This window comes from Streptomyces sp. NPDC059917, assembly GCF_042730635.1.
GTDB lineage: Bacteria > Actinomycetota > Actinomycetes > Streptomycetales > Streptomycetaceae > Streptomyces.
In genome coordinates this window covers 1-5,095 of record NZ_JBHWLC010000166.1, presented here as the reverse complement: position 1 = coordinate 5,095, position 5,095 = coordinate 1, and the positions used below count along the sequence as shown (strand labels likewise).

Annotated in this window: 6 protein-coding genes; 4 read left to right on the top strand and 2 right to left on the bottom strand. The window is 74.5% G+C overall.

Annotation, left to right across the window (positions count from 1 at the left end; genetic code table 11):
• Positions 1-369: 369 nt before the first annotated feature.
• From ACFWAR_RS39085 to ACFWAR_RS39075, 3 genes are all read left to right on the top strand, one after another.
• Positions 370-1,332 carry a zinc-binding dehydrogenase gene (locus tag ACFWAR_RS39085; protein ID WP_385788417.1) on the top strand — a complete coding sequence of 321 codons (963 nt, stop codon included), beginning with the start codon at positions 370-372 and terminating at the stop codon, positions 1,330-1,332.
• A 104-nt stretch (positions 1,333-1,436) separates the two neighbouring features.
• Complete coding sequence (locus ACFWAR_RS39080; RefSeq protein WP_356415192.1) at positions 1,437-1,646, top strand: helix-turn-helix domain-containing protein; 210 nt, start codon at positions 1,437-1,439, stop codon at positions 1,644-1,646.
• Positions 1,646-2,179 (top strand): Clp protease N-terminal domain-containing protein, encoded by a 534-nt coding sequence (locus ACFWAR_RS39075; RefSeq protein WP_385788414.1) that lies wholly within the window; start codon positions 1,646-1,648, stop codon positions 2,177-2,179. Before ACFWAR_RS39080 ends, ACFWAR_RS39075 begins: the two co-directional genes overlap by 1 nt.
• A gap of 10 nt (positions 2,180-2,189) precedes the next feature.
• Here the strand turns inward: ACFWAR_RS39075 and ACFWAR_RS39070 are convergent, their stop codons facing one another.
• Together ACFWAR_RS39070 and ACFWAR_RS39065 are read right to left on the bottom strand one after the other, a co-directional pair.
• Complete coding sequence (locus tag ACFWAR_RS39070) at positions 2,190-3,101, bottom strand: helix-turn-helix transcriptional regulator (protein ID WP_385788411.1); 912 nt, start codon at positions 3,099-3,101, stop codon at positions 2,190-2,192.
• Between the two features lies 1 nt (position 3,102).
• Positions 3,103-4,032, bottom strand: coding sequence for a DUF4097 domain-containing protein (locus ACFWAR_RS39065; protein WP_385788408.1), 930 nt, complete (start codon positions 4,030-4,032; stop codon positions 3,103-3,105).
• Between the two features lie 152 nt (positions 4,033-4,184).
• On the opposite strand from ACFWAR_RS39065, the gene ACFWAR_RS39060 reads away from it, so the two are divergent.
• Entirely contained in the window at positions 4,185-5,006 is an 822-nt protein-coding gene (locus tag ACFWAR_RS39060) for a hypothetical protein (protein ID WP_385788405.1), read from the top strand.
• Positions 5,007-5,095 lie beyond the last annotated feature (89 nt).

Genomic DNA, 5,095 nt, shown 5'->3' with positions numbered 1-5,095 from the left:
GGCGGGTCGGCGGGGGGGGCGGGGGGGCCTCGGGGGGGGGGGGGGGGGGGGCGGGCGGCGCGGGGGCCCCTCTGCGCACATCCCTCCCGGCCCCCGTGCCGGGAGGGCTGCCTGATGGCGCCTGGCCAGAATCGTACCCTGGTTCCTGGCTTGCCCATGACGTTCCGGTTAACCCCACGGAACGCACAAGAGCGCTGTACGCACAGGTATTTGACGGTCGAACAATGATTCCGCTCAGTGGTACGGGCAGGGGCCCTAAGGCCCGTGCGCGCCCGGCCCGGCGGGAGCGGCCGACGTGATCCGAAAGACAGGCCGGGAGTGCCGAGAACCCTGGCGGCGGCCCCCTACCGGGCGGTAGCGTCTGGCCGCATGTTCGCTGCCTACGCCGCCCGTATCGACCGTGACCAGCCGCTGAGCGGCCTCGAACTGGGCGAGCGCCCGGCGCCCGAGGCACGCCCCGGCTGGGTGACCGTGAACGTCAGGGCCGCCTCCCTCAACCACCACGACCTGTGGTCGCTGCGCGGGGTGGGTCTCGGCCAGGAGAAGCTCCCGATGATCCTGGGCTGCGACGCGGCCGGGACCGACCAGGACGGCAACGAGGTCGTCCTGCACTCCGTGATCGGCCAGAGCGGCCACGGGGTCGGGCCGGACGAGCCGCGCTCGATCCTGACCGAGCGCTACCAGGGCACCTTCGCCGAGCAGGTCACCGTGCCGGCCTGGAACGTGCTGCGCAAGCCCGCGGAGCTGTCCTTCGAGGAGGCCGCCTGCCTGCCGACCGCATGGCTCACCGCCTACCGCATGCTCTTCACCAACGCCGGTGTGCGCCCCGGGGACTCGGTCCTGGTGCAGGGCGCGGGCGGCGGGGTCGCGACCGCCGCGATCGTGCTCGGCAAGGCCGCCGGGCTGCGGGTGTACGCGACGAGCCGCGACGCGGCCAAGCGCGAGCGCGCGGTGCAGCTGGGCGCGGAGGAGGCGTACGAGCCCGGCGCGCGGCTGCCCCGGCGGGTGGACGCGGTGATCGAGACGGTGGGCGCGGCGACCTGGTCGCACTCGGTGAAGTCCCTGCGCCCGGGCGGCACCCTGGTGATCTCGGGCGCGACGAGCGGCGACCGGCCCGCGCACGCGGAACTGACCCGGATCTTCTTCCTGGAGCTGAAGGTCGTCGGCTCGACCATGGGCACGAAGGAGGAGCTGGAGGACCTGCTGTCCTTCTGCGCGGCCACGGGGGTGCGGCCGGTCATCGACGAGGTGCTGCCGCTGGACCGGGCCCGGGAAGGCTTCGCCAAGCTGGAGTCGGGCGACCTCTTCGGCAAGGTGGTGCTGACGGTCTGACGGCCCGGCCCTCCCGCACGCCTCCCCCGTCCGCACCGCACCCGCGGCACTCCGGCTGTCAATTCGGGTTGACACGGCTCACTCGTCAACCTAAATTGACATGCATGACGGAAGCAACCGATCTCGCCGAACGGGCCGGTGACCGCGACCCGCGCGTGGGCCTGCGTGCCGTGGCCGCCCTCCGCAGACTGCTGGAGCAGCTGGAGGCGGTACAGGTGCGCAGCGCCCGCAACCAGGGCTGGTCCTGGCAGGACATCGCCGCCGAGCTGGGCGTCAGCCGGCAGGCCGTACACAAGAAGCACGGGAGGGTCTGATGTTCGAAAAGTTCACGGCCGGGGCGCGCGACACGGTCACCGGCGCGGTCGACGAGGCCCGCCGCTGCGGCGCCGCCCGGGTCACCGAGGACCACCTCCTGCTCGCCCTGCTGGAGCGGGGCGCGCTCGACCGGCTCGGCGTGGACCGGCGGGCGACCGCGGCCGCGCTCACCGAGGCCCGGCGCCGGGGCGGGATGTCCAAGGCCGACGAGGAGGCCCTGGCGGGCCTGGGCATCGACCTCGCCGAGATCGTCGCCCGCGTCGAGGAGAGCCACGGCGAGGGCGCGCTCGCCACCGCGGGGGCCGCCCCGCAGCACGGCCGCCCGCAGAGCGCCCGCGTCCGCTTCGCACCGGGTGCGAAGAAGACCCTGGCCCAGTCGCTCCGGATCGCCGTGGGCAACCGCGAGAAGACCATCACGCAGACGCACCTCCTGCTGGCCCTGCTCGTGGCGGCGGGCCCGGTGGCCGACGTACTGGCCGCGCAGGGCGTGACCTACGCCCGCGTCGCGGCCACCACCCCGGCCGCCGCCTGACCGGGACGCTCTAGCGCGGGGCGCGGACCGTGGTGGTGATGCGGGCCGCGGCCGTCGCCAGGTCGGCGCGGATCTCCTCCAGCTGGGCGGCGGTGACCCCGTGGTCGCGGGCCGCGTCGCGCACCTCGTCACGGAAGCGGTCCAGCAGCCGGTCGAGGTCGCGCGCCGGGTCCTCGGTGGGATTCAGGTCCTCGGCCCACTCGGACTCCGCCGCCCGGGCCTTGGCCCCGTCGTGGGTCGCGGTGGAGCCCAGCCAGACGCCCGCCAGGCTGCCGATCTTGTCGGTGAACTCCGACAGCCCCTCGCGGACCCCGGACTTCGTGAACTGCTCCTGGAGCTGGCTCGCGATGCGCTGGACCTCCTCGCGGGCCCGGTCCTGGGCCTCCTTCGCCTGGCGCCGGGCCTGCTGGGCCTCCTCACGGGCCCGGCGGCTCTCGTCCTTCGCCCGGCGGGCCTGCTCCTTCCACTCCTGGCGGGCCCGGCGCAGCTCCTCCTTGGCCAGCCGCCAGGTCTCGTCCTCGACCCGGGTGTCGGAAGCGGTGGCGGCCGCCGCCGCCCGCATCTCGCGCCGCAGGTCGCCCGCGGCGCCCCGGACGTCATCGCGCATCTCGGCGGCCAGCTCGGAGACGGAGTCGCGGATCTCCAGCTCCAGGTCGGCCAGTTCGCCGCTGCGGTCGGCCAGTTCGGCGCGGCCCGCCTCGGTGATCGAGTACACCTTGCGCCCGCCTTCGGTGGCGTGCGTGACGAGCCCCTCCGCCTCCAGCTTGGCCAGCCGCGGGTACACGGTGCCCGCGGAGGGCGCGTACAGCCCCTGGAAGCGCTCCTCCAGCAGGCGGATCACCTCGTACCCGTGCCGCGGAGCCTCGTCGAGCAGCTTCAGCAAGTAGAGCCGCAGGCGGCCGTGGGCGAAGACGGGCGGCATGTCAGAGCACCTTCTTTTCGAGTTCGAGGGGGGCGGACGGGGCGGACGCGTCGGCCGGCTCGCGGCGCAGCAGCGCGATCGAACCGGAGACCGTCGTGGCCCGCAGCGTGCCGGTCCCGGAGCCCAGGGTGCCGGTGATCCGCTTGGCTCCCAGCTGGCCGGAGACCCGCAGGTCCTCGAAGGCGTTGGAGACCCCGCCGGTGGCGGTGTTGGCCTCGACGCGGGCGTCGGTGGGGTGCGGGAGCCGGATCGCGACCTGCCCGGAGACCGAGTTGAGCGCGATGTCCACCGGCTGCGGGGACGTCTGGTCCGGGTCGAGGTCCAGCAGCATGTCACCGCTGACCGAGTCGGCCCGTACGCTGCCGCCCGCGCCCTCGACCACGGTCAGGCCGCCCGAGACCGAGTGGAAGCCGAGGGTCCCGCTGAGCGCCTGGGCCTCCACGCTGCCGGAGACGGTGTGCGCCTTGACGGCGCCGGACAGCCCCACGAGCGTGGCGTCACCGGAGACGCCGTTGACCTCGGTGGCGCCCGCGATGCCCGAGACGAAGGCGGTGGCGCTGACGGTCGCGACCTGCACGCGGGTGGCGGCGGGCACGGTCAGCGTGATGACGGCGCTGCGCTCCCAGGCCTTGCGGCCGCCCTCGGAGGCGGAGCCCGTCCAGGCCTTCCACGGCTTGGAGTCGAACCACTTGCGCAGGTTCTGCGAGCCGTTCCAGGGCAGGTCCTCGTAGGAGATGGTGAGGGCGTCGCCCTCCAGCACCACGTGCAGGGGCGGCCCGCTGACCTCGGTGACCTGGAGCTGGGCCGGGCCCTCGGCGGCCGCGACCACATTCACCGTGCCGCCCACGACGCGGACGCGGAGCTCGGTGACCGGCTCCTCGAAGGTGAGCTGCTGGGGTTCGGCGATGGACCAGGTCGTCTGGTGTGCCATGGTGCTGATCCTCCTCGGGCGGACGCGCGGGGTGCCGGGGTTCGGCATGACGCAACATATCGCGTCTTCTGAGTAACACGATATATCGCGGTTGCCGGAAGTCAAGCTCTTCCATTTGGGCTGCTTGGGGTGATTTGCCTTAGCGTGTGGGCATGTCGATCTCCCAGACCTCGGCGGGCGGGCTGCTGCTCTGCCGCGCCGAATCCGCCACCGTCCGGCCCGCCGCCACCTCCGTCCTGCGCGAGCGCCTGGTGCTCGCCCCGGCGGGCGACTGGAGCGCCCTGGTCCCCGAGAGCCGACCGGCCGCCGACGCGTCCGGGGCCGAGGAGTCCCTGGCCGAGGTGCTGACCGGCTGGACCTCGGCACTGGCGGTCGGCGGCAACTGGCCGGTGCTGGGCGTGTGGTGGGAGTCCGGGGAGAGCGGCTTCGCCCTCGCCTCGGGGCTGCGGCGGCCCGTGTCCTACGGGTGGGCGGCGGACGGGACCCCGCTCGGCGACCCGGAGGCGATGCGCACGCTCACCGCGCGGCTCGGCCTGGATCCCGTACTGGACCTGGAGGAGTTGGAGCGGCTGACCCGCCCCGACGAAGCCGCCGACGGCGGGACCCGGCTGCTCGGGCTGCTCGCACTGCTGGCCCGGGCCGGGCTGGCGCTGCCCGCCGGGCTGGCCCCCGGCGAGCGCGCCGACCGGCTGCGGGAGGCGGCCCGCGTCGCCCCGGGGGCCGAGGACCTGGAGTGGTCCGGCTGGCGCGACGCGGTACGGGCGGAGCTCGACGTCGTGGAGGAGGGCCCGCTGGGCCCCTGGCTCCGCGGCCCCCGGGCCCGCCTCGCGGGCGCGGCCCAAGTCGCGGCCGGAGCGCCCCTGATGCTGTGGGCGGCCCGCCGCCGCAACCCCGGCTGGCTGACCGCGGGCGCGCTCCTGGTCGCCCACGGCGCCCTCGGCCTCGCCTACGACCACGCCCGGCGCACGCGCTAGGGGGTGTCTGACGGATGTCCGTGGGGAAGGAGCGGTGTCCGGTGCGTGCTCTCGGCGTGCCGACCGGAAGCCCGTGTACTGGACGTACT